Annotated in this window: 21 protein-coding genes; 8 read left to right on the top strand and 13 right to left on the bottom strand. The window is 70.6% G+C overall.

Annotated features, from left to right (window positions below; all coding sequences use genetic code 11):
* Nucleotides 1-12: 12 nt before the first annotated feature.
* From FFS51_RS09285 to FFS51_RS09300, 4 genes are all read right to left on the bottom strand, one after another.
* On the bottom strand, nt 13-1206 hold the full coding sequence (locus FFS51_RS09285) for an AMP-binding protein (protein WP_137878159.1): 1194 nt from the start codon (nt 1204-1206) through the stop codon (nt 13-15).
* A gap of 1 nt (nt 1207) precedes the next feature.
* Nucleotides 1208-2107, bottom strand: a complete 900-nt coding sequence (locus FFS51_RS09290) for a 1,4-dihydroxy-2-naphthoyl-CoA synthase (RefSeq protein ID WP_137878160.1) — start codon at nt 2105-2107, stop codon at nt 1208-1210.
* A 7-nt stretch (nt 2108-2114) separates the two neighbouring features.
* Nucleotides 2115-2906 (bottom strand): LLM class F420-dependent oxidoreductase, encoded by a 792-nt coding sequence (locus FFS51_RS09295; protein WP_137878161.1) that lies wholly within the window; start codon nt 2904-2906, stop codon nt 2115-2117.
* A 72-nt stretch (nt 2907-2978) separates the two neighbouring features.
* The gene (locus FFS51_RS09300) at nt 2979-3899 is read right to left on the bottom strand and encodes an undecaprenyl-diphosphate phosphatase (RefSeq protein ID WP_045247753.1); all 921 of its coding nucleotides are present in this window, start codon (nt 3897-3899) and stop codon (nt 2979-2981) included.
* A gap of 54 nt (nt 3900-3953) precedes the next feature.
* Here FFS51_RS09300 and FFS51_RS09305 point away from each other — a divergent pair, with 54 nt between their 5' ends.
* Nucleotides 3954-4940 (top strand): o-succinylbenzoate synthase, encoded by a 987-nt coding sequence (locus FFS51_RS09305; RefSeq protein WP_137878162.1) that lies wholly within the window; start codon nt 3954-3956, stop codon nt 4938-4940.
* Between the two features lie 12 nt (nt 4941-4952).
* Here FFS51_RS09305 and FFS51_RS09310 read toward each other — a convergent pair whose 3' ends face one another.
* On the bottom strand, nt 4953-5570 hold the full coding sequence (locus tag FFS51_RS09310; RefSeq protein ID WP_048808996.1) for a vitamin K epoxide reductase family protein: 618 nt from the start codon (nt 5568-5570) through the stop codon (nt 4953-4955).
* Nucleotides 5571-5654: 84 nt separating this feature from the next.
* Nucleotides 5655-6302: a TetR family transcriptional regulator gene (locus FFS51_RS09315; RefSeq protein WP_045247751.1), complete on the bottom strand. Its 648-nt coding sequence runs from the start codon at nt 6300-6302 to the stop codon at nt 5655-5657.
* A 99-nt stretch (nt 6303-6401) separates the two neighbouring features.
* Between FFS51_RS09315 and FFS51_RS09320 the strand changes: the two genes are divergently transcribed.
* Both FFS51_RS09320 and FFS51_RS09325 read left to right on the top strand, forming a co-directional pair.
* Complete coding sequence (locus FFS51_RS09320; protein WP_137878163.1) at nt 6402-9176, top strand: MMPL family transporter; 2775 nt, start codon at nt 6402-6404, stop codon at nt 9174-9176.
* Complete coding sequence (locus FFS51_RS09325) at nt 9173-11089, top strand: YhgE/Pip family protein (RefSeq protein WP_137878164.1); 1917 nt, start codon at nt 9173-9175, stop codon at nt 11087-11089. Before FFS51_RS09320 ends, FFS51_RS09325 begins: the two co-directional genes overlap by 4 nt.
* Nucleotides 11090-11159: 70 nt before the next feature.
* On the opposite strand, the gene ccsB is transcribed toward FFS51_RS09325, so the two are convergent.
* The 7 genes from ccsB to FFS51_RS09360 all read right to left on the bottom strand — a co-directional run bounded on the left by ccsB (nt 11160) and on the right by FFS51_RS09360 (nt 17430).
* Nucleotides 11160-12248 carry a c-type cytochrome biogenesis protein CcsB gene (gene ccsB, locus FFS51_RS09330; protein ID WP_137878165.1) on the bottom strand — a complete coding sequence of 363 codons (1089 nt, stop codon included), beginning with the start codon at nt 12246-12248 and terminating at the stop codon, nt 11160-11162.
* A 10-nt stretch (nt 12249-12258) separates the two neighbouring features.
* The gene (gene resB / locus FFS51_RS09335; protein WP_171006153.1) at nt 12259-14127 is read right to left on the bottom strand and encodes a cytochrome c biogenesis protein ResB; all 1869 of its coding nucleotides are present in this window, start codon (nt 14125-14127) and stop codon (nt 12259-12261) included.
* Complete coding sequence (locus FFS51_RS09340; RefSeq protein WP_045247746.1) at nt 14108-14848, bottom strand: cytochrome c biogenesis CcdA family protein; 741 nt, start codon at nt 14846-14848, stop codon at nt 14108-14110. Before FFS51_RS09340 ends, resB begins: the two co-directional genes overlap by 20 nt.
* Nucleotides 14849-14876: 28 nt before the next feature.
* The gene (locus FFS51_RS09345; RefSeq protein WP_045247745.1) at nt 14877-15485 is read right to left on the bottom strand and encodes a TlpA family protein disulfide reductase; all 609 of its coding nucleotides are present in this window, start codon (nt 15483-15485) and stop codon (nt 14877-14879) included.
* Nucleotides 15486-15487: 2 nt separating this feature from the next.
* Complete coding sequence (locus FFS51_RS09350; RefSeq protein ID WP_137878166.1) at nt 15488-16117, bottom strand: histidine phosphatase family protein; 630 nt, start codon at nt 16115-16117, stop codon at nt 15488-15490.
* A gap of 50 nt (nt 16118-16167) precedes the next feature.
* On the bottom strand, nt 16168-16887 hold the full coding sequence (locus FFS51_RS09355; RefSeq protein WP_137878167.1) for a DedA family protein: 720 nt from the start codon (nt 16885-16887) through the stop codon (nt 16168-16170).
* A gap of 120 nt (nt 16888-17007) precedes the next feature.
* Nucleotides 17008-17430, bottom strand: coding sequence for a DUF6264 family protein (locus tag FFS51_RS09360; protein ID WP_137878168.1), 423 nt, complete (start codon nt 17428-17430; stop codon nt 17008-17010).
* Between the two features lie 41 nt (nt 17431-17471).
* Here FFS51_RS09360 and aspS point away from each other — a divergent pair, with 41 nt between their 5' ends.
* The 5 genes from aspS (at nt 17472) to FFS51_RS09385 (ending at nt 22925) form a co-directional block, all read left to right on the top strand.
* Complete coding sequence (gene aspS / locus FFS51_RS09365) at nt 17472-18815, top strand: aspartate--tRNA(Asn) ligase (protein ID WP_056519327.1); 1344 nt, start codon at nt 17472-17474, stop codon at nt 18813-18815.
* A 168-nt stretch (nt 18816-18983) separates the two neighbouring features.
* Entirely contained in the window at nt 18984-20123 is a 1140-nt protein-coding gene (locus FFS51_RS09370) for an ABC transporter substrate-binding protein (protein WP_056207748.1), read from the top strand.
* Nucleotides 20102-21031 (top strand): ABC transporter permease, encoded by a 930-nt coding sequence (locus FFS51_RS09375; RefSeq protein WP_502553419.1) that lies wholly within the window; start codon nt 20102-20104, stop codon nt 21029-21031. The genes FFS51_RS09370 and FFS51_RS09375 overlap by 22 nt, the downstream gene beginning before the upstream one ends.
* Complete coding sequence (locus tag FFS51_RS09380) at nt 21028-21822, top strand: ABC transporter permease (RefSeq protein WP_045247739.1); 795 nt, start codon at nt 21028-21030, stop codon at nt 21820-21822. Before FFS51_RS09375 ends, FFS51_RS09380 begins: the two co-directional genes overlap by 4 nt.
* On the top strand, nt 21819-22925 hold the full coding sequence (locus FFS51_RS09385; protein WP_137878169.1) for an ABC transporter ATP-binding protein: 1107 nt from the start codon (nt 21819-21821) through the stop codon (nt 22923-22925). The genes FFS51_RS09380 and FFS51_RS09385 overlap by 4 nt, the downstream gene beginning before the upstream one ends.
* The last annotated feature ends 36 nt before the right edge of the window (nt 22926-22961 follow it).

Genomic DNA, 22961 nt, shown 5'->3' on the forward strand with positions numbered 1-22961 from the left:
AGGGGCGCGCGCTCATGTGCCCGCCGAGAGGGCGGCGCGTGCGTGCGCGGCGAGCGCACGCCGGTCGGGCTTCCCCGATGCGAGCAACGGCATCTCGGCGACGGTCAGCAGGTGCGCGGGGCGCGCTGCGCCGCCCACCTCGGCCTCGACGCGCGCGCGGGCCGCGGCGAGCGCGGCGGCCTCGTCGACGTCCCCCGCGACGACGATGGCGGATGCCTCGCCCCACCGCGCGTCCGGAACCCCGACGACGACCGCGGCGACGAGCGCGGGCACCGTGCGCACCGTCCGCTCCACCCGGTCGAGCGAGACGTTCACCCCGCCCGAGACGATCACGTTGTCGATACGGCCGGTGATGCGCAGCATCCCGTCGTCGACGCTGCCGGAGTCGCCCGTGCGATACCAGCGCACCCCGTCGGCGTCGACCGGGAACACCGCCGCGGTGAGTGCCGGATCACCCAGGTAGCCGTCGGCGAGCGTCGGCCCCGCCACGTGCACCTCGCCCGCTTCGACGCGCAGCCGCACGCCGTCGAGCGGCGCTCCGTCGTAGACGCATCCGCCGGCGGTCTCGCTCGACCCGTAGGTGCGCACGATGCGTACCCCCGCCGCCGCGGCCCGTTCGGCGAGCGCGGGGGCGAGCGCTTGACCGCCGATCAGCACGGCGTCGAAGCTCGCGAGCGCTCGGGCGGCGGCGGCATCCGCGTCGAGCAGGTCGCTCAACTGGGTCGGCACCAGGGCCGTGTAGCGGGGCCCCGGGCCGAGGGCGTCGGTGGCCTCGATGACATCGGATGCCGCGAACCGTCCGCCGTGCGCAATCGATGGCAGCACGACCGGCTCGGTGCCGCTGACGACCGAGCGCACCAGCACCTGCAGGCCGGCGACGTAGGTGGGGGTCAGCGCGAGCAGCCAACGCCCGGCGCCGAGCAGCCCCACGGTTGCGCGCGCCGACGCGAGCAGGGCATCGGCCGACAGCACGACCGACTTCGGATGCCCCGTCGACCCCGACGTCGTGATGACCGCCGCCGCGCCCGGCAACAGGTCGTCGCGCGAGGACAGGGAGCCTTCGCGGGCAACGTCCTGTTCTCGCGCGTTCTCCTGCGGGCGCGCGGCCGGCGCCGCAGCCACCGGCTCGCCGCCGAGACGCAGTGCGGGCCCCGACCCGTCGAGCGCGGCGCGCAGCGCACGGGTCAGGGCCGCGACATCCGTCATCTCAGAAGTGCCAGGGATACGGCGACCAGTCGGGGTCGCGCTTCTCGAGGAATGCGTCGCGGCCCTCGACGGCCTCATCGGTGCCGTAGGCGAGACGCGTCGCCTCGCCCGCGAACAGCTGCTGGCCGACGAGCCCGTCGTCGACCGCGTTGAACGCGTACTTCAGCATGCGGATCGCCGTGGGCGACTTGCCGAGGATCGTGCGTGCCATCGCCACCGCCTCGCGCTCGAGGTCCTCGTGCGCGACGACACGGTTGATCGCCCCGATCTCGTACGCCCGCTCTGCGGAGTATTCCTCCGCCAGGAAGAAGATCTCCCGCGCCACCTTCTGACCCACCTGGCGCGCGAAGTACGCCGAGCCGTACCCCGCGTCGAACGAGCCCACGTCGGCGTCGGTCTGCTTGAACCGGGCGTGCTCCCGCGAGGCGATCGCCAGATCGCACACGACGTAGAGCGAGTGCCCGCCGCCGGCTGCCCATCCGGGGACGACCGCGATCACGGGCTTCGGCATGAAGCGGATGAGCCGCTGCACCTCGAGGATGTGCAGCCGCCCGGCGCGGGCCGGGTCGTGCACCGCGGTCTCGTCCTCGCTGTATTTGTAGCCGTCGCGACCGCGGATGCGCTGGTCACCGCCCGAGCAGAACGCCCACCCGCCGTCCTTCGGGCTCGGCCCGTTGCCGGTCAGCAGCACCACGCCGATGCGCGGGTCCTGACGCGCGATGTCCAGCGCCCGGTAGAGCTCGTCGACCGTGTGCGGACGGAACGCGTTGCGCACCTCGGGTCGGTCGAACGCGATGCGGGCGATGCGCCCGTCACGGCTGACGTGGGCGGTGATGTCGGTGTACGACGCCACCCTCGGGGCATCCGCCCACTCGGACTCATCGAACAGCGGCGAGATCATGCGCGGCTCAGTTCTTGCCGTCGCGCCACTGCAGCCAGCGGCGCACGACGTCGAAGTCCCAGTCGGGTCCGTCGAAGCCGAGCGTGAACAGGCGCACGCCGGCGTCATAGAGCGCGTCGGCGTCGTCGGTCGTGCGGCGCTGCAGCTCGTTCGAGACGACCAGGTTCGACACGTCCGTGCCGTCCTTCGCCGCCCACTCGTCGATGACCGAGATCTTGTGCGCGAGCTCCTCGGGGGTGACGAAGCTGTGCCAGATGTCGGCGTGACGGGCGACGATGCGCAGTGTCTTCTGCTCGCCCTTGCCGCCGATGAGCACCGGGATCTTTCGGGTCGGCACCGGCACCAGCTTCTCCCAGCGCGCCTCGATACGCGGGAGCGCCTCGGCGAGGGCGGTGAGGCGGGTGCCGGGGGTGCCGAACTCGTAGCCGTACTCGTCGTAGTCGCGCTCGAACCAGCCCGAGCCCGTGCCGAAGATGAAGCGCCCCTCGCCGCCCTTGGCCGAGATGTGGTCGACCGTGCGGGCCATGTCGGCCTGCAGGTCGGCGTTGCGGTAGCTGTTGCAGTTCACGAGGGCGCCGAACTCGACCTTCTCGGTCTGCTCGGCCCACGCCGCGAGCATCGTCCACGACTCGAAGTGGCGGCCCTCGGGGTCGCCCGAGAGCGGGTAGAAGTGGTCCCAGTTGAAGAGGATGTCGACGCCGAGGTCTTCAAGGGTGAGGACCGCACGACGGATGTCTTCGTACGAGACGTGCTGGGGACGGATCTGGATGCCGAGACGGACCGGGGTGTCGAGGAGCATGGCATCCAGCCTATTCCTGCCCCGCCCGACGCCGCCGCCCTCGCGGCCGGCCTGGGCGGCGGCGGGCGGTGCTCAGCCGAAGAAGCCGAAGCGGATGATGCTGGCGACCCCGACCACGACGCAGTAGATCACGAACGGGTACAGCGTGCGCGTGTGGAAGTAGCGCGACAGGAACGCCACCGCGGCGAAGGCCGCGACGAATGCGCAGATCGAGCCGACGATGACCTGGCCCATGATGCCGCGGGCGTCGGGCTGCAGCAGGTCGGGGACCTTCAGAACCCCGGCGGCGAGGATGACGGGCGTGGCGAGCATGAACGCGAACCGTGCGGCGCTCTCGTGGTCGAGGCGGCGCAGGAGTCCGGCCGAGATCGTCACACCCGAGCGGGAGATGCCGGGCAGCAGGGCGAGCGCCTGGGTGGTGCCGATCAGGGCTCCCTCGCCGAGGGACAGGTCGTCGATGCGGCGGGCGGCGACGCCGCGGGCCTCCGCACGCGACCCGGCGGCACGGGCGGCCCGCCCGGCGAGGATCGTCTGACGGCGACGCAGCAGCTCGGCCGTCAGCAGCACGAGGCCGTTCAGGGTCAGGAAGACGGCGGCCACGAGCGGGGTCGAGAAGAGCACACGCAGCGGCTTCTCGAGCAGCAGGCCGATGACGCCCACCGGGATCGTTCCGATGATGAGCAGCCACGCCAGACGCGCCTCGCTGCGGCCGAGACTGCGGTGGCTCAGCGACCAGAAGAACCCGCGGATCACCGCGACCCAGTCCCGCCAGTAGAAGACGATGAGCGCGAGCGCCGTCGCAACGTGCAACGCCACGACGAACGCGAGGAACGGGGTGTGCCCCGACGAGTCGCCCTGGGTGACGAGGGACTGCCACTCGCCGCCGATCCACGCGGGGACGAGAATGGAATGCCCGAGGCTGGAGATCGGGAAGAGTTCGGTCACTCCCTGGAGGAGTCCGATGACGACGGCCTGCAAGTAGGTCAGATCCACGCGGGCATAATCGCACACCCGCTCATGGATGACGCTAAGGAAACGGAACGACCGATGCCAGACACCCCGTCGCTCGCCGACATCGCCGCCACGGCGCGGGTCGTCTCATTGCCGATGGCGACCCGCTTCCGGGGCGTGACCGTGCGCGAGGCGCTGCTGTTCGAGGGGCCGCAGGGCTGGTCGGAGTTCTCCCCCTTCGCCGAGTACGACGACGACGAGGCATCCGTCTGGCTGCGTGCGGCGATCGATTACGCCTGGATGCCGCAGCCCGCCGCCCGCCGCGACGAGATCCCGGTGAACGCGACCGTGCCGGCGGTCGCGGCGGACGAGGTGCCCGTCGTGCTGGCCCGCTTCGACGGCTGCCGCACCGCGAAGGTGAAGGTCGCCGAGCGCGGGCAGTCTCTCGCCGACGACGTCGCCCGCGTCGCGGCGGTGCGACGGGCGCTCGGCCCGGAGGGACGCGTGCGCCTCGACGCGAACGGCGGATGGAACGTCGACGAGGCCGAGCACGCCATCCGCGCGCTGGAGCCGTACGACCTCGAATACGTCGAGCAGCCGTGCGCGCGGGTCGACGAGCTCGCCGACATCCGCGCCCGCATGCACGACCTCGACGTGCCGATCGCCGCCGACGAGAGCGTGCGCAAGGCCGAGGATCCCCTCGCCGTGGCCCGCGCGGGGGCGGCCGACATCCTCGTCGTCAAGGCGGCGCCGCTCGGCGGTCTCTCCCGGGCACTGGAGGTCGTGGCCGCGGCGGGGCTGCCGGCGGTGGTCTCGAGCGCGCTCGACACCTCGGTCGGGCTCGGCATGGGACTCGCCCTCGCTGCCGCGCTCCCCGAGCTCGACTACGACTGCGGGCTCGGCACCTCGTCGCTGTTCCTCGCCGACGTCACAGCGCAGCCGCTGCGCCCCGAAGGCGGTGTCATCGCCGTGCGCCGCGTGCAGCCCGACGCGGCGCTGCTGGCGCGGCACGAGGCATCCGACGACCGACGCGACTGGTGGATGTCACGCCTCGCCCGCTGCCACGCGCTGATCGCCGGCTGAGCGAGGCGCGGCTCAGAGCAGCGACTGCAGCAGACCGAGCTGCAGCTGGGCGGTGCCGAAGATGGCGAGGTACACGAGGATCGTGAGAAGCGGGATCCACGGGGTCAGCACGCGGCCGACCTTCGCGAGCGCCGTGCCCGCATAGCCCTCGCGGAACACATGCAGCACGGTGGCGAACCACATGGGGGTCACCGCGAGGTAGACCAGGGCGCACCACGGGCACAGCGTGTGCAGCGAGAAGATGCTCTCCGACGCGAGCCAGAGCACGAAGCCCATCGCGAAGGTCATGCCGGCCAGGAACAGCCACCAGAACCAGGCGGCGAAGCGCGCCCGGGCCAGAAGCCCCACCCCGACCGCGATCGGTGCGGGGAACATCATGAGACCGAGGATCGGGTTCGGGAACCCGAACACGTTGCCCTGCGGCGACTGGATGTTCTTGCCGCACTGGATGAACGCGTTGACCGAGCACGAGAGCGCCGCGTCGGGGTTCTTCAGCAGCGCCAGATCGTCGAGCGTCAGGTTGAACGCCGCGATGAGACCCGCCAGGCCACCGACGATCAAGAGGATCGGGAGGGCGAGCGGGATGCGGGATGCGGGGGCTGCGGCGGCGGTCGGCGTCGGCGAGGTCACCTCGCGAGGCTATCGCGACCGGCGCACGACGGGGTCGCACCGGCGCGGATCCACAGGGTTCCGACGGCTCGACACGGCGGCGGCTCAGCCTGCGGGCGACTCGACCAGCAACGACGCCAGAGCCGCGATGCGCTCGGCGCACTGCTGCTCGGCCCGCTTCGGCGACAGGCGCGCGATCGCCGCGTGCACCGCGGCATCCTCCCACGTGTTCACGAGCATCCGGGCGGCCTCGTCGTCGGGGACGCGCAGCGCGAGACGCGACGTGCGCCGGATCTCGGCGATGATCTGCGCGACCCGGGCGGCCATCGCGCCGTCCCAGGCGAGATAGGCACGGGCCAGGCGCTCGTCGCGCATCGCGTTCGTGCGGATCTCACTCATGAGCAGCACGCCGAGACGGTCGTCGGTGGCGATGTCGAGCACGAAGCGCACGATCTCCGCGGTGCTGCGGGGCACCTCGACGGCGGCCATCTCGGACACGCGGTCCGCGACGCGGGCGAGCTTGGTGTCGGAGACCTGACGGGCGAGTTCGAAGAAGAGATCCTCCTTCGACTCGAAGTTGGAGTAGAAGGCTCCGCGGGTGAAACCGGCGCGCTCGCAGATCGCCTCGACGGATGCCCCGTCGAAGCCGACTTCTGCGAACACCTCGGAGGCCGCCTCGACCAGGCGGGCTCGGGTGTTCTCGCGACTGCGCGTCGTCGGCATCAGCGACGCACCACCTCTCCGTGCGCTCATCCGCCGTTCAGGTTGCGGGGGATGGCGGACTCTACGATACACACCTGTATCGGATACAGTCATGTATCGAACCCCGAACCTCGATTTCGCGGAGGCGTCGTGTCCACACTGCTCTACTCGCTCGGCCGTTGGTCGTTCCGCCACCCGTGGCGGGTGCTGCTGACCTGGGTGCTGCTGCTGGTCATCGCCGGCGGCGCCGCCGCGGTGTTCGGCAAGGGCACCGACAACGCGTTCTCGATCCCGGGCACGGAGTCCCAGGCCGGCCTCGAGCAGCTCAGCCGCACCTTCCCGCAGGCGGCCGGCACGAGCGCGCAGATCATCGTGGTCGCCGCCCCCGGGCAGACGGTCGACGAGAGCGCCTACACGAGCGAGATCGCGAACACCGTCACCGAGATCGGAGCGCTCGACGGCGTGCTGGGAGCGACCGATCCGTTCGGGAAGACCGTCAACGGCCTCGTCTCCGACGACAAGAGCGCCGCCATCATCAGCATGCAGTTCAACGGCCAGGTCACCGACGTTCCAGCGAGCACGAAGACCGACCTGCAGTCGATCACGACCTCGCTGCAGCACGCCCTCCCCCAGGGCGCCACCGCCCAGCTCGGCGGCGACCTGTTCGCCGTCTCGGTGCCGGGCATCAGCATCACCGAAGCGGTCGGGCTCGTGATCGCCCTGCTGGTGCTGCTCGTCACCTTCCGGTCGTTCCTCATGGCCGGCATGCCCCTCGGCAGCGCCCTCATCGGCGTCGCGATCTCTATGTCGCTCATCCTCGGGGCGACGGTGTTCGCCTCGGTGTCCTCCACGACCCCTCTGCTCGCGCTGATGCTCGGGCTCGCCGTCGGCATCGACTACGCGCTGTTCATCGCCGCGCGACATCAGGACCAGGTGCGCGCCGGCGTCCCTCCGGAAGAGTCCGCCGCCCGCGCGACCGGCACCGCCGGCTCCGCCGTCGTCTTCGCCGGCATCACCGTGCTCATCGCGCTCATCGGCCTCGGCTTCGCGAACATCCCGTTCCTGACGACGATGGGCATCGCGGCCGCGCTCGCCGTCGCGATCGCGGTGATCGTCGCGATCACCCTCACCCCCGCCTTCCTCGGCTTCGCGAAGGGCCGGGTCGTCGGCTGGTCGCGCCGCCCGAAGGCCGCCGCGAAGAGATCGGATGCCGCACCCCGCCGGTCGTTCTCCACCCGCTGGGCGGGCGTGGTGACGAAGCATCCTCTCGTCACGACCATCGCGGTCATCGTGACGCTCGGCGTGCTGGCCATCCCGGCGGCGAGCCTGCAACTGGCCCTTCCGAACGCGGGCGTCCTACCGAAGGACAACGAGGCGCGCAAGACCTACGACCTGATCTCCGAGCACTTCGGACCCGGCTTCAACGGCCCGCTCATCATGACCGGCACGATCGTCACCTCGACCGATCCGCTGAACCTCATGAAGAAGATCGGCGACGACGTCGCCACCCTGCCGGGGGTCAAGACCGTCGCCCTCGCGACCCCGAACGAGACCGCCGACACGGGCATCGTGCAGATCATCCCCACGACGGCGCCCGACTCACCCGAGACGGCCGCACTCGTGCGGGAGCTGCGCGCGCAGCACGACCACATCCTCGACACCTACGGCGTCGACATGAAGGTCACCGGCTTCACCGCGGTCGGCATCGACATCTCCGATCGCCTCGGCGGCGCGCTGCTGCCGTTCGGCATCTTCGTCGTCGGGCTCTCGCTCGTGCTGCTCATGGTCGTGTTCCGCTCGATCTGGGTGCCGATCAAGGCTGCGCTGGGCTACCTGCTGTCGGTCGGCGCCGCGTTCGGCGTCGTGTCGGCCGTGTTCGTGTGGGGCTGGGGCGCCGACCTCATCCACGTCGCGAAGGTCGGCCCCATCATCAGCTTCATGCCGATCGTGCTCATGGGCGTGCTGTTCGGCCTGGCGATGGACTACCAGGTCTTCCTCGTCTCGCGCATGCGCGAGGACTTCGTGCACGCGAAGGCCGACGGCCGCACCCGCCGCGAGGTCGCGATCGACGCCGTGCGCAGCGGCTACACCGGCTCCGCCCGCGTCGTCACGGCGGCGGCGACCATCATGTTCGCCGTGTTCGCCGCGTTCATCCCCGAGGGGGACTCGAGCCTCAAGCCCATCGCACTGGGGCTCGCCAGCGGCATCCTGTTCGACGCGTTCCTGGTGCGCATGACGCTCGTGCCGGCCGTGATGGCCCTGCTCGGCGCGCACGCCTGGTGGATGCCGCGCTGGCTCGGCAAGCGCCTGCCCCACTTCGACATCGAGGGCGAGGCGGTCGAGCGCGAGATCGCGCTGGCCGACTGGCCCGACGACGCCGACCGCTACGCCGTGGCCGCCGACGCGCTCGAGCTCGACGACGAACGGCGTCGCGTCTACACCGGCGTCGACGTGAGGCTCGCGACCGGCGACGGCCTGCTGGTCACCGCGGAGGACCCGCGGGCGACCCGCGCCCTGCTGCTCACGATCGCCGGACGCCTCGAGTCGACCGGCGGGCGCCTGCGCGTGGCGGGCCACCTTCTCCCCGGACGCAACGCCTGGGCCCGTCGACACAGCGCGTTCGTCTCGCTCGGCACCAGCGAGGCGCCGCTCACCGACCTGCGCCGTGGCCTGCGCCGCGCCAGCATCGTCGTGATCGACGGCATCGACCGGCTCGAACGCCTCACCCCCGCCGACCGCGACCAGGCCCTCGCCCTGCTGCGCGAGGGCGCCGGCGACGGCCGCGTGACCCTCGTCGCGTCGGCGCCACCGACCTCCGTCGACGATCTCGGCGCCCTGCTGCGGGGCGCTCGCATCTCCATCGCGCCCGCACTGCGCATCCGCACGACGCTCTCCGCGTCCGACGTCGCCGAGGTGACCGCATGACTCTGCTCGAACGCTCCCGCACCCTGCGCCCGGTGACATGGCTCGCCGTCATCGGCGTGATCCTGCTGCCCGTGCTCGTCGGCGCCGTGCTGGTCGTGTCGCTCTACAACCCGACCGACCGGCTCGGCAACATGACCGCGGCCATCGTCAACAACGACAAGCCGGTCACCCTCAACGGCCAGACGGTGCCGCTCGGACGTCAGTTGACCGCCGGCCTCGTCGAGGGTTCGAAGGACCTGCCCTCGAACCTCAACTGGGTGATCTCCAACACGGATGACGCGGCCTCCGGTCTCGCCGACGGCACGTACGCCGCGGTCATCACCATCCCCGACAACTTCTCCGCCGCCGCCACCTCCACCGCCCCGGGCGGCACACCCGAGAAGGCGACGATCTCGATCGCGACGGCCAACGACGCGAAGGTCGTCGACTCGGCGATCACCGCGCAGATCGCGCAGACCGCGACATCCGTCATGGGACAGCAGCTGTCGCAGAACTACGTCAAGAACGTGCTGCTCGGCTTCACGACGCTCAACACGCAGCTCGGACAGGCCTCGAGCGGTGCCGAGCAGCTCGCCACGGGCGCCGCCACCGCCGCGAGCGGTGCGGCCGCCCTCCCCTCCGGCATCGGCCAACTCGCCTCCGGGGCGAACCAGCTGACCTCCGGCGCGAACCAGCTGTCATCGGGCGCCGGCCAGCTCGCGAGCGGACTGGAGACCGCTGCCGCGCAGGTCGCGAGCCCGTCGTTGAACTCGGCCGCCGCCACCACGTCCCAGTACGCGGCCAGCGCGGCCAGCCAGACGACAGCGGTCGCGACGACCCTCGGCGCCCTCGCCCAGGAGTGCGCGCAGCTACTGCCGCCGCACGCGCTGCCGAACACGAACACGGCCGCCATCGCGACGCTGTGCGAGAAGCTCGGCACACTCGTCGGCTCCCCGACCGACCCCGCGAACGACACGGCGATCGGGGCGGCGACGGCCGCCGGCTACGCGGCGGGCTACGCGTCCGGCACCCAGACCGGCGTGTCCCAGCTGACGTCGCAGACCTCGGCCGGTCTCACGCAGTCGGCCGCCGCGGCGCACCAGCTGCAGTCCGGAGCATCCGGCATCGCCGCCGGCTCGGCCGCGCTCGCGTCGGGCGCCACCCAGGCGTCGTCCGGGGCGACCCAGCTCGTCGCCGGCGTGGACCAGCTCGCCACCGGCGCCTCGTCGCTCTCCGACGGCCTGAAGACGGCCGTCTCATCGATCCCCACCTACAGCGACACGCAGGCGGCGACCCTCGCCGACGTCGTCGCGAACCCGGTGACCGCCAACGGGGTCTCCACGAACCTGTTCGGCGGCTCCGCCATCCCGCTGCTGTCGACCCTCGTGCTCTGGTTCGGGTCGCTGGCGACCTTCGTGGTGCTGCAGGCGGTCTCGCGTCGTGCGCTCGCGAGCCGTCTGCCCTCGGTCGTGCTGGCGCTGCGCTCCTTCGCCCCCGCCGCCGTCATCGGTGCCCTGCAGGGCGTGCTCGTCGCCATCGTCGTGCAGATCGCGGCGAACTACGACACCGGATCGTGGCTCGCGTACGCCGGGCTGAGCGTCGTCGCCGGCATCGCGTTCGCCGCGGTCAACCAGGCGCTCGTCGCGCTCTTCCGCGGCACCGGCCGCCTCATCGCCGCGATCGCCGGAACACTCGCCATCGCCACGTCGGTCGTCTCGACGACGCCGTCGGGGCTGACCTGGCTCGCCGGTCTCATGCCGACCGCGCCGGCCTACAACGCCGCCCTCGGGGTGCTCGCGAGTGCCGGTGGCGTCGGATCCGCCGTCGCCGGCATGGTCGTGTGGACGGTGCTGGGTCTGCTCGCCACCACCTTCGCCGTGTGGCGCCACCGCACGTCCTCGGTGCGGGCGGTGGTCGCCGGCACGACGGCCTGACCCGCGTCCGTGCGACATGACGAGGGGGTGGATGCCGCGGCATCCACCCCCTCGTCATGTGCCGGTCGGCTCAGCTGCCGCCGGTGGTGAGCCCGCTGTAGGCGTGCAGGCCCTTGAAGAACATGTTGACGATCGTGAAGTTGAACATCACCGCGGCGAAGCCGACGATCGACAGCCACGCCGACCGCGTGCCGCGCCAACCGCGCGTCGCACGCGCGTGGATGTAGCCCGCGTACAGGACCCAGATGACGAAGGTCCAGACTTCCTTCGTGTCGAAGCCCCAGTAGCGTCCCCAGGCGTCGTTCGCCCAGATGGAGCCTGCGATGAGGGTGAACGTCCAGAAGATGAAGCCGATGATCGCGAATCGGTAGGCGAGCGACTCGAGGTTCTCGGCCGACGGCAGCAGCCGCAGGAATCCGGGACCCGTCTTCGCACCGGCGGTGCCCGCCTCGGCGGCGGCGAGCGCGCGGCGCTCGCGGCGGATCTGCATGAGCTGCAGCACCGAGAGCGCGAACGCGAGGGCGAACAGCGCCGTCGCGAGAGAGGCGACGAACACGTGCACCACGAGCCACACGCTCTTCAGCGGATCGGCGAGGGGCGTGATCTCGCGGTAGAACGCGACTGCAGAGCCACCCATGAGCAGCACGATGAGGCCCGTGATGAAGGAGCCGAGGAAGCGAAGGTCGTAACGGAAGAGCACCGCGAGGTACACCGCGACGATCAGCAGGGTTCCGGTGAGGGCGAACTCGTACATGTTCGACCAGGGCACCCGGCCCGAGGCGATTCCGCGCGTGACGTCGGCCGCGAGGTGGAAGAGGAAGCCGAGCCAGGTCAGCGTCGTGCCGATGCGCGCCCACACGGGGCGGTCGCGACGCGATCCGCGGGCCGTCAGCGCCTCGGCGGCGCGCTCCTGTCGCGCACGCACCTCATCGATGGTCTCGACCGAGCCGCGGGAAGAGGCCGACGACGAGGCCGTCGCCGCCCCCACGCCGACGAGCTCGCGCACATCCTCGGTGGCGGCATCCTTCGCGTCGATGGCGGCCACCGAGCGTCGGGAGAGGTCGATCGTGTAGGCGATGAACGCGAGCGCGTAGATGGCGATCGCCGTCCACACGAGCAGGACCGAGGCGGAGTCGAGCGAGAAACCGGTGGAGGGCATGGCGGTGATTCTACGCGCGGCCGTTGTGGGCTTCGCCGGGAGTCGCGTCGTCGCCCGCGGGGGCATCGGAGGCGTCCGTCGACGCCTGCGGCGCCGTCTTCGCCGCCTTTGCGACAGACTTCGCATGGCGCTCGGCGAGCTGGGTCACCGCGACGGCGATCGCCGGGTCCTCGCCGCGCGCGAGCCCCGCGTACTCCAGGCGCAGCGCGCCGTCCTTCGGAGTGACCCGCACCCACATGCGGCGGCGCGGAACGAACAGCGCGGCCAGAAGCCCCGCCACGGCGAGCCCGGCGAACACCAGCACCCACACCGACGAGGCGTCGTGGTGGATCGACAGCGACACGAAGCGCTTCACCGACGCGGAGTAGTCGGTGCCGACCGCCTGCATCGTCTTCGAGGCGTCCAGGCTCCCGGTCACCAGGGTGGATGCCGACGGGTCGGCCTCGTTCACGAAGGTCACCGTGCCCCAGTCGTTCGGGAGCTTCGCGGTCTGCCCCGGCATGAGCTCGAGCGAGTTCACCCCGGTGGTGCCGCCGGTGAGCTGGGTCATGCCGGTCGGGTCGAGGGTGTACACCGAACGCGGTGTTCCGTCGTTGATGCCGAGGTCGCCGGCGTAGACGTTGAGGGTCAGCACCGGGTAGATCAGGTCGGGGTAGACCGAGCTGAACGCTCCCGTTGTCAGCGGCTGCATCATCGGGTAGAAGAACCCGACGAGACCGAGCTGCTGCGGCAGCCCGTCGGGGATCTTCACGACGCCCAGCGAGGTCATGTTGTTGTCCTGCGGCAGGAACGGCACCGACTCGTTGTAGATCACCTTGCCGGCGGAGTCGCGCACGATGATCGTCGGCGCGTAACCGTTGCCCATCAGATAGACCCGGTCCCCGGCGACCTCGAGCGGATGGTTCACCCGCACCTCGTCCTGCTGGGCGGACCCGCCCTCGGTCTTGGTGGTCAGGTGGGCGACGAAGTCGCCGGCCTGGCCCGCGCCCGTGTCGCTGGCGGGCGTATAGGTCACGTCGAACTTGTCGAGGGTGAGCGAGAACGGGTCGAGCGCGTTGCCGTCGACGAAGCGTCCCGGATTGAACGACGAGTAGTCCTGCAGCTGGTTGACGAAGGTCGTGCCCTGCACGATGACCCGCTGCCCGGTGTAGGTGAACGCCCCGCCGACGCCGACCGCGATCAGCACTCCCACCAACGCGATGTGGAAGAGGAGGTTGCCCGTCTCGCGCAGATAGCCGCGCTCGGCCGACACGGAGTACGAGCCGCGGCCGTCGTAGCGGTGCACCCGGTAGCGGGCGCCACGCAGCATCCGCTCTGCGGCGTCGATCGCGTCCGCCGCGGCGGTCGTCGCATCGACGCCGTCGGCGAGCGTGAGGGTGGCGGCGCGGTGGTCGTCGAGGCGGGAGAGCCGAGCCGGCGTGCGCGGCGGGAGCGCCCGCATCGCCTTCCAGTGGTGCTTCAGACGCGGGATCACGCAGCCGATCAGCGAGATGAACAGCAGCAGGTAGATCGCCGAGAACCACGCCGACGAGTAGACGTCGAACAGCTGCAGCTTGTCGAGGATCGGGAACAGATCGGGGTGGTCGGTCTGGTACTGCGTGACGCCGTTCGGGTCCGCCGTGCGCTGCGGCACGATCGATCCGGGCACCGCGGCGATCGCCAGCAGCAGCAGCAGGATCAGGGCCGTGCGCATGCTCGTGAGCTGGCGCCACGCCCACCGCGCCCAGCCGAGCGGACCGAGTCGCGGCGAAGTGACGGCGGATGCGGCATCCTTCGCGTCGACGGAGCCGACGGCGTCGGCCTCGTCGGCGCCGTCGATGTGGTCGGACGGACGCAACGGGTCGGCGTCGCGACCGGACTCAGAGCGGGAGCGGGACACTCGAGAACACCCCCTGGAGGTGGGACATGAGGTCGGTCCACAGACCCGTGACCATGGCGAGGCCGACGAGGATGAGGAGCACGCCTCCGATGATGTTGACGACGCGGATGTGGCGGCGGATGAACGCAACGGCGCCGGCCGCCCAGCCGAAGCCGAGGGCGATGAGCAGGAACGGGATGCCGAGCCCGAGCGAGTAGGCGAGGCCGAGCACGGCCCCCCGCCCCGCGGAGGCCTGCGTGAACGACATGCCGAGGATGATCGCGAGGGTCGGGCCGATGCAGGGCGCCCAGCCGATGCCGAGGGCCAGCCCCAGCAGCGGCGCCCCGATGAGGCCGAGGTTGCCGCGCACCACCGGCTTCAACGTGCGCTGCGCGAACCCGAACAGCCCGATGAACACGAGGCCGAGCAGGATGATCGCGACTCCCAGCACCCGCGTGATGATCGCGTTGTACGAGATGAGGAACGCGCCGAACGTGCCGCCGAGGATGTTCATCGCCATGAAGATCACGGTGAACCCGGCGATGAAGAGCACGACACCCAGCACGAGGCGTCCGCGCGTGGCCTGCCCGCCACCGCGGCGCGGAGCGACGGCGCCGCCGATGAATCCGAGATAGCCCGGCACCAGCGGCAGCACGCACGGCGAGAGGAAGGAGACGAGCCCTGCCAGCATCGCGATCGGAATCGCGAGCCAGAGGGCGCCGCCGGCGACGATGTCGCTCATGCGTGCCCCCGGGTCCGGCGGGCGCGGGTCACGACGTCTGCCCCGCCGTGGTGATCAACGAGGTGAGGATCGATGCGTCCGAGAGCTGACTCACGATGCGCGAGGACACGCGACCCTGCTTGTCGAGAACGACCGTGACCGGCACGGCGCTCAGCGGCACGTACTTCGCGAACGACATCTTGATGTCGCCGTTGTTGATCGCGATCACGCTCGGGTAGCTCACCCCGTAGGTCTGCGCGAACGAGCGCGACGTCTCGGCCTGGTCGTAGATGTTGACGCCGAGGAACTCGACGTCCTGCCCCTTCACGTCGGTGAACGCCTTCTCGAGCACGGGCGCCTCGGCGCGGCACGGGCCGCACGCGGCGTACCAGAAGTTCACGACGACGACCTTGCCGAGGTACTGGCTGCTCGTGACGTCGGTGCCCTGATCGGTCGTTCCCGAGAAGGTCACCGCGTCGCCGCGCTGGTCGGCGGGGATCTCCTGCACCTGGAAGTCGCCCGAGATGAAGCCCTTGTTGTCGCCGGCGCGGTACTGCGCGGCGAGCGAATCGTTGCTGCAGCCGGCCAGCACGAGGGCTGCGGCCGCGACGACGGCGGCGGCGATGACGCGGATGCCGCGGCGGTTGGGTCTGGTCATCGTCACACTGCTCCCACATCCACGGCGCCCGACAGCGACGCCGGCTCGACGTAATCGATCTCGACCCAGCGCTCGCCCCGTCGCTCGAAGCTGGTCACGCTGGAGAGCCCGCAGCGGCGCGACCGGGGGTCGTGCCGGAACGGGAGGCCCGCGACGGCGAGGTGCGTCACCCAGATCGGAAGCTGGTGCGAGACGACGACCACGTCGCCGGCGGCGGTCAGGTTCCACGCCTCGGTCATCGCGTCATCCATGCGCGCGGCGACCTGGGCGTAGGGCTCGCCCCAGCTCGGCAACGAGGGTCGCACGAGATGGCGCCAGTTCAGCGGGTTGCGCAGGGCGCGCGACATCCGCCGGCCCTCGAACACGTTCGTCGGCTCGATCACGCGCTCATCGACGCGCGGCTCGATGCCGAACAGCTCGGTGAACGGCTCGGCCGACTCCCGGGTGCGCTGCAGCGGCGAGCACACGAGCGCCCCGACCGGGCGCCCCAGCCCGTGCACGTACTCGGCGGCGCGGCGGGCCATGACCCGACCGTCGGCGCTCAGCCGGAAGTTCGGCAGACGTCCGTACAGGACGTGATCGGGGTTATGGACCTCACCGTGACGCACGAGATGCAGTCGGTCGGCGGACACCCGCACAGTTTACGGGCGCTGCTTCTGTGTCTGGCCTGAGCGGCGGGCGCTCAGGCCTCGTCGACCGACCCGCGTCGGGTGCGCAGCAGCTGGCGCACCCGCACCCACCCGAACCAGGCGACCCCGATCACGACGGCGGCGATCACGACGTATTGCAGGATGTCGGCGTACTGCTCGATGACCGGCCACGACTCGCCGAGGAAGAATCCGGCGAGAACGAACGCGGTGTTCCAGATCGCGCTGCCCGCGGTCGTGAGCAGCGTGAACCGCCACAACGGCATGCGGGTGACACCGGCCGGGATGGAGATGAGGCTGCGGAAGATCGGGATCATCCGCCCGAAGAACACCGCCTTCGCCCCGTGTCGGCCGAACCACTCCACGGTGCGGTCGACGTCCTCGACGTGCAGCAGCGGCACCTTCGCCGCGACGCGGCGGAGCCGATCCAGCCCGAGCCATGCTCCGATGCCGTAGAGGATGAGCGCACCGACGACCGAACCGAGCGTCGTCCAGACGAGCGCATCGGCGAGCGTGAACATGCCGCGGTTGGCGGCGAACCCCGCGAGCGGAAGGATCGCCTCGCTCGGCAGCGGCGGGAAGAGGTTCTCGAGCGCGATCGCGATGCCCGCGCCGACCGGGCCGATGACGTCCATGAGTGAGACGACCCACTCGACGAGGGCGCCGAGCCACGAGTCATCCGGTTCATCGGATGCCGCGGCCCGCAGTGTCGCGGCGGGACGGAAGGGGGGAGCGGCCAGGGCGGCGTCGGTCATCGGACATCCTCGGGGTCGGCAGTGTCGGCCATGCGGAACGGTGATCGGCGCGCCGCGAGGCGCACTCGTCCGACCCTATGAAGCCGACATCCCAAAGGGCTGGGAGCCCCTGCGGCGCGGTCAGCGCAGGTTCGCCGACCCGAACACGATCGCCGCGCCGCCACACCACGCGAGCGCCATCAGCACGAGCGCGACGAGCGGAACCCAGAACGCCGGCCGCCGCCGCACGAGCAGCACGATCGCGACCACGGCCGCCACGACCAGCACGGCCCACGGTGCGATCATCGCGACGAAGAAACCGGCGGTGCCGAGGCCGTCGTTGCAGGTGTCGCTCGAGCACGCGTCGAACGCGAACACGAGGAACACCGCCATGTACGAGGCGATGAGCGCCGGCACGATCAGCAAGACCAGCGACACGATCGTCAGCACCAGGTCCCAGGTGCGGCGCACCCCCGGCGCGGTCACCGCGACCGGCGCGGGCGGCAGCGGCGACCCGGCGGGCGGTTGCGGAGGCTCCGCGGGCGGCACCGGCGGCTGGCTCATGCCGTCATGCTAGAGGCGGGCTGCACGTAGACTGAAGGTTTGTGAGCGAACGCGTCCTCGTCAAGCAGCTGAAGTCCCTCCCCGAAGGACCGGTCCGGGTGTCCGGCTGGGTCGAGACGGTGCGCGATCAGAAGAAGGTGCAGTTCGTCATCCTGCGCGATGAGACCGGCGCCGTGCAGCTGGTGAACCCCGCAACCCGCGAGGTGACCGACGATGCGGATGCCGCGGCATCCGTCGCCCTCGCCCTCACCGAGGAGATCTCGGCGCTCGCGAGCGGCACGTTCCTCACGGTCACGGGAGAGCTGAAGCACGACGAGCGGGTGAAGCTCGGCGGCGTCGAGATCAAGATCGCGACGCTCGAGGTCGCGGCGGCGGCCAACCCCGAGACCCCGATCGCCGCCGACAGCGGCCTCGACAAGCGCATGGACTGGCGCTTCCTCGACCTGCGCCAGGCCCGCAACAACCTCATCTTCCGCGTGCAGACGACCTTCGAGCACGCGCTGCGCACCTACTGGGTGGAGCGCGACTACATCGAGATCCACTCCCCGAAGCTGATGGCGAGCCCGTCGGAGTCGAACGCGGAGCTGTTCTCCCTCGACTACTTCGAGGACAAGACCGCCTACCTCGCCCAGAGCCCCCAGTTCTTCAAGCAGATGGCGCAGTCGGCCGGCTTCGGCAAGATCTTCGAGATCGCGCCGGCCTTCCGCGCCGACCCCAGCTTCACCAGCCGCCACGCCACCGAGTTCACCTCGGTCGACGCGGAGATCAGCTGGATCGACTCCCACGAGGACGTCGCCCACATGCAGGAGGAGCTGCTGCAGACCGCGTTCCAGGCGGTCAAGGACACGCACGGCGCCGAGATCGAAGAGCTGTTCGGCATCGAGGTGCAGGTGCCCGCGGTGCCGTTCCCGCGCATCCCCCTCGCCGAGGCCCGCCAGATCGTCGCCGACCGGGGCTACGAGATCCCCCGCACCGACGGCGACCTCGACCCCGAGGGCGAGCGCCAGATCTCCGCCTACGTGCAGGAGACCTACGGCCACCAGTTCGTCTTCATCACCGACTACCACCCCGAGATCCGTGCGTTCTACCACATGCGCGACGCCGAGACGGGGCTCACCAAGTCGTACGACCTGCTGTTCAAGGGCGTCGAGATCACGACCGGCGCGCAGCGCGAGCACCGCGTCGACGTGCTCATCGAGCAGGCGAAGGAGAAGGGGCTCGACCCCGCCCACCTCGACTTCTACCTCGACTTCTTCCGCTACGGCGCCCCGCCGCACGGCGGCTTCGGCATGGGCCTCGCCCGCGTGCTCATGCTGCTGCTGGGCGAGGCGTCGATCCGCGAGGTCACCTACCTCTTCCGCGGTCCCACGCGCCTCGCGCCGTAATCACGGCGCGGTGAGCGCCGACACCGGATGCCGCGGGCATCCGGTGTCACCGACCCGTCACCTGACGGACACCTGACGCTCTCACCGGCGCCACTCGCCGCACGTACGTTCCTCTCGTCCCGGTGCGGGGTTCCCGAACCCCCGCCACACCATCCGAGAGGAACTGACATGACCCACACGCGCGCACTCCTGCGCCGTGCCGGCGCCGGCATCGCCGTCGCCGCAGCCGCTTCCGTCGTGCTCGCCGGCTGCGCCGGCGGCAGCTCGTCGACGAGCTCTTCGGGCGGCGTCGACGCGAAGACGGCGACCAGCATCTCCGACTTCGGTTCGCTCGCCGCCCTCGAGGCCGCTGCCAAGGCCGAGGGCCAGCTCAACGTCATCGCACTCCCCCACGACTGGGCCAACTACGGCGCCGTCATCGACGCGTTCAAGAAGAAGTACCCCGAGATCACCGTCAACGAGGCCTCGCCCGACGCGTCGAGCGCCGAGGAGATCCAGGCCGCGACCTCGAACCAGGGCCTGGACACCGCGCCCGACGTGTTCGACCTCGGCCTCACTGTCACGCTGCAGAACACGGACAAGTTCGCCCCTTACAAGGTGCAGACCTGGGCGGACATCCCCGACACCCTCAAGGAGTCGTCGGGGCTCTACTACGGCGACTACGGCGGGTACATGGCCATCGGCTACGACTCGTCGAAGTACCCCGCCCCGACCTCGCTGAACGACCTGCTCGGCTCGGCGTACAAGGGCGCGGTCGCCCTCAACGGCGACCCGACCCAGGCGGGCGCGGCCTTCGCCGCGGTGGGTCTTGCCACCGTGCAGTCGGGCGGCACGCTGGATGACTACCAGGCGGGCATCGACTTCTTCCAGAAGCTCAACAAGGCCGGCAACCTGCTCAAGGTCGACGTGACCAGCTCCACGGTCGCCAGCGGCGAGACCCCCGTCGTCTTCGACTGGGACTACCTGAACCTCGCCCACAAGAAGGACAACGCGAACTGGAAGGTCGCGATCCTTCCCGGCACCGGCTACGCCGGCTACTACAACCAGGCGATCAACAAGGATGCCCCGCACCCGGCGGCTGCGCGCCTGTGGGAGGAGTTCCTCTACAGCGACGAGGCGCAGAACCTGTGGCTCGCCGGCGGCGCCCGCCCGGCCCGCATGGCGGCCATGACCACGGCCGGCACGATCGACGCGACCCTCGCGGCGGAGCTGCCGACCGCGCCCACCCAGAGCGTCGTGCCGACCGCGGCCCAGAGCACGGCTGCGGGCACCCTGCTCGGCGCCAAGTGGGCGGCGGCCGTTCAGTGACGTCAGTCGCTTCGGCGACACGGACCGCCGGGCCTGGCGCACTCGCGCCGGCCCGGCGGCCCCGTCGGGACTGGGCCTGGATCGGCCTGGTCCCGTTCGCCGCATATGTGCTGATCTTCCTCGCGCTGCCGACGGTGCTCGCCATCGGCTCCGGCTTCTTCACGAAGAAGGGCGCGTTCACCCTCGACAACATCGCCGCACTCGGCGACCCGGTCATCCTCGCGACGTTCTGGAACTCCACGTGGGTCTCGGTGCTCACCGCGCTGGTCGGAGCGATCGTCGGCGCACTCGCCTGCTACGCGATGCTCGGCCTGTCGGAGTCGGGTGTGGTCCGCACCTCCGTGAACGCGGTGTCGGGCACGTTCGCACAGTTCGGCGGCGTCACGCTCGCGTTCGCGATGATCGCGACGATCGGTCTGCAGGGAGTCGTCACGAAGTTCCTCGCGACGACCTTCGGCATCGATCTCTACGCCGGCGGCGCCTGGATCTACGGCCTGCCCGGCCTCATCCCCGCCTACCTCTACTTCCAGATCCCGCTCATGGTCATCACGTTCATGCCCGCCCTGTCGGCACTGCGGCCGCAGTGGGTCGAGGCGAACCTCACCCTCGGGGGCACCCGTGCCGGATTCTGGCTGCACGTGGGCTTCCCGGTGCTGGCCCCGAGCTTCCTCGCCAGCCTCCTGCTCCTGTTCGCGAACGCGTTCTCGTCGTATGCGACGGCCGCGGCCCTCGCCAGCCAGGGCTCGCAGATCGTGCCGCTGCAGATCCGCGCGGCTCTCACGAGCGAGACCGTGCTCGGCCGCGAGAACCTCGCGGGTGCGCTCGCGCTCGGCATGATCGTCGTCGTGGGCGTCGCGATGGCCGTCTACAACGCGGTGCAGCGGCGGGCAGCGAGGTGGCAGCGATGAAGGGCCTCGCTCCGCACCCCGTCACCCGCTGGGTCATCGGCATCCTCGTGGGGCTGTTCTTCGCCATCCCCATGGTCGCGACTCTGCTCTACACGCTGCGCGACGGCGACGGCTATTCACTCGTGCACTGGGCGACCCTCTTCGATCCCGCGAGCGCATACCTGCTGCGCCCGTTGTGGCTCGCGATCGGCAACTCGCTCATCATCGCGGTCGTCACGGTGGTGATCGTGCTCGTGTTGCTCGCACCCACGATCGTGCTCGTGAACCTGAAGTTCCCCCGCCTGCGCCGGGTGTTCGAGTTCGTCGCGCTGCTGCCGATCTCGATCCCCGCGATCGTGCTCGTGGTGGGGCTCGTGCCGGTCTACCTGCAGATCGGACGCACCATCGGCACGGCCCCGTGGACGCTCGCGTTCGCGTACGGCATCACGGCGCTGCCGTTCGCGTTCCGCTCGATCCAGGCGTCGGTCGACGCGATCGACCTGCGCACCCTGACCGAGGCCGCGCGCACGCTCGGGTCGGGGTGGCTCACCGTGCTCCTTCGCGTGCTCGCGCCGAACCTGCGTCCGGGGCTGCTCGCGGCATCCCTTCTCACCGTCGCCGTCGTGCTGGGCGAGTTCACGATCGCGTCGATCCTGAACCGCCAGGTGCTCCAGACCGCGCTCCTCGTGGTCGGAAAGACCGACGCCTATCTGCCGGCGATCTTCACCCTGCTCTCGCTCGCAGCCGTGTTCGTGCTGCTGCTCGTCATCGGCCGCGTCGGACGCGACCGTTCCGAAAGGACCCGCTCATGACCTCCGATCTGCGAGCACTGCCGCGCACCGGCGACAATCTGCTCCTCGCCGCTCAGGGCGATGGCACCCGCGTCGAGTTCCGCGGCGTCACGAAGGACTACGGCACGACGCGCGTACTGCACGGGGTCGACCTCGACATCGCGCCGGGCGAGTTCGTCTCCCTGCTGGGTCCCTCGGGATGCGGCAAGACGACGGCCCTGCGGGTGCTCGCCGGCCTCGAGCGTGAGACCTCGGGGGCGGTTCTGCTGGGCGAGAAGGATGTCTCGTCGGTGCCGACCAACAAGCGCGACATCGGCATGGTGTTCCAGGCCTACAGTCTCTTCCCGCACCTGCGGGTCGTCGAGAACACGGCCTTCGGCCTGCGCCGCCGCGGCGTGGGCAAGGCAGAGGCGACGCGACGCGCGACCGACGCGCTCGCGCTCGTCGGGCTCGACCACCTCGCCGATCGCTTCCCGCACCAGCTGTCGGGCGGTCAGCAGCAGCGCGTCGCGCTCGCCCGCGCGCTGGTCACCGAGCCGCGCGTGCTCCTGCTCGACGAGCCGCTGTCGGCGCTCGATGCGAAGGTGCGCGTGCAACTGCGCGACGAGATCCGCCGCATCCAGTTGCGCCTGGGCATCACGACGCTGTTCGTGACGCACGATCAGGAGGAGGCGCTCGCCGTCTCCGATCGCATCGCCGTGATGAACGCGGGTCGCATCGAGCAGGTGGGCACGCCTGAGGAGCTCTATCTGCGCCCGGCGAGCGCGTATGTCGCCGGCTTCGTCGGCCTGTCGAGCGCCGTTCCGGGCCGCGCGACCGGCACGAGCGTCGATGTGTGGGGCATACAGCTTCCGGTACAGGGCGAGCCCGTCGTCGGCGAGGTCGACGTGTTCGTGCGCCCCGAGAACGTGCGGCTCGTCGCCCCCGGCGACCATGCGGTGCCGGCGATCGTGCAGGAGAGCACGTTCCTCGGGAGCTTCCGCCGCACCCTCGTGCGCACGGCCGACGGCTCCCTCGTGCGCCTGCAGCATTCCGCCGGCGACCGCGTGGAGTTCGACGAAGCGGTGCATCTGACGATCGACGCCGTCCCGGTGTCGGTGCGGACGGCGGCCCCCGACGCGTGAGACGCCGTCCGTCGCCGCGTCGGGTGCACGGCGCGG

This window comes from Microbacterium sp. 4NA327F11, assembly GCF_005503465.1.
In the GTDB taxonomy this organism is placed as follows: Bacteria; Actinomycetota; Actinomycetes; order Actinomycetales; family Microbacteriaceae; genus Microbacterium; species Microbacterium ginsengisoli.

Bases quoted from the DNA above. Each gene is read 5' to 3' on its own strand.
- FFS51_RS09285 (WP_137878159.1), bottom strand. From the start codon at position 1,206: ATGACGGATGTCGCGGCCCTGACCCGTGCGCTGCGCGCCGCGCTCGAC.
- FFS51_RS09290 (WP_137878160.1), bottom strand. From the start codon at position 2,107: ATGATCTCGCCGCTGTTCGATGAGTCCGAGTGGGCGGATGCCCCGAGG.
- FFS51_RS09295 (WP_137878161.1), bottom strand. From the start codon at position 2,906: ATGCTCCTCGACACCCCGGTCCGTCTCGGCATCCAGATCCGTCCCCAG.
- FFS51_RS09305 (WP_137878162.1), top strand. From the start codon at position 3,954: ATGCCAGACACCCCGTCGCTCGCCGACATCGCCGCCACGGCGCGGGTC.
- FFS51_RS09315 (WP_045247751.1), bottom strand. From the start codon at position 6,302: ATGAGCGCACGGAGAGGTGGTGCGTCGCTGATGCCGACGACGCGCAGT.
- FFS51_RS09325 (WP_137878164.1), top strand. From the start codon at position 9,173: ATGACTCTGCTCGAACGCTCCCGCACCCTGCGCCCGGTGACATGGCTC.
- ccsB (WP_137878165.1), bottom strand. From the start codon at position 12,248: ATGCCCTCCACCGGTTTCTCGCTCGACTCCGCCTCGGTCCTGCTCGTG.
- FFS51_RS09340 (WP_045247746.1), bottom strand. From the start codon at position 14,848: ATGAGCGACATCGTCGCCGGCGGCGCCCTCTGGCTCGCGATTCCGATC.
- FFS51_RS09345 (WP_045247745.1), bottom strand. From the start codon at position 15,485: ATGACCAGACCCAACCGCCGCGGCATCCGCGTCATCGCCGCCGCCGTC.
- FFS51_RS09355 (WP_137878167.1), bottom strand. From the start codon at position 16,887: ATGACCGACGCCGCCCTGGCCGCTCCCCCCTTCCGTCCCGCCGCGACA.
- FFS51_RS09360 (WP_137878168.1), bottom strand. From the start codon at position 17,430: ATGAGCCAGCCGCCGGTGCCGCCCGCGGAGCCTCCGCAACCGCCCGCC.
- FFS51_RS09370 (WP_056207748.1), top strand. From the start codon at position 18,984: ATGACCCACACGCGCGCACTCCTGCGCCGTGCCGGCGCCGGCATCGCC.
- FFS51_RS09380 (WP_045247739.1), top strand. From the start codon at position 21,028: ATGAAGGGCCTCGCTCCGCACCCCGTCACCCGCTGGGTCATCGGCATC.
- FFS51_RS09385 (WP_137878169.1), top strand. From the start codon at position 21,819: ATGACCTCCGATCTGCGAGCACTGCCGCGCACCGGCGACAATCTGCTC.